We start from the raw sequence: 271 nt of genomic DNA, 5'->3' as shown, positions 1-271 counted from the left end.
CGCCGTCGGGCTCCCTTCGGGTCACGACGTTCGCCTACGCCGCGCGCGCCATCCTCGCGCCGTCCCTTCCGGGGTTCCTCCTCGACTATCCCTCCGTCACGGTCGAAGTCGTCGTCGACGACCGCCTCGCCGACATCGTCGCGGCCGGCTTCGATGCCGGGATCCGCTTCGGCGAGACCGTGGAGCGCGACATGGTCGCAGTGCGGGTCGGCCCCGATGAACGCACGGTGGTGGTCGGCACACCGGGGTACTTCGCGGACCATCCCCGGCC

At 71.6% G+C, this 271-nt stretch carries 1 protein-coding gene; it reads left to right on the top strand.

Annotated features, from left to right (window positions below; genetic code table 11):
* A partial coding sequence (locus CVH10_RS20740; protein ID WP_369335922.1) for a LysR substrate-binding domain-containing protein occupies positions 1-271 on the top strand: 271 nt, incomplete at both ends.

The organism is Halomonas sp. ND22Bw, assembly GCF_003011945.1.
Lineage (GTDB): Bacteria > Pseudomonadota > Gammaproteobacteria > Pseudomonadales > Halomonadaceae > Halomonas > Halomonas halophila.
Note: the sequence above shows the minus strand (reverse complement) of the source record. Positions and strands in the feature narration are given on the sequence as shown.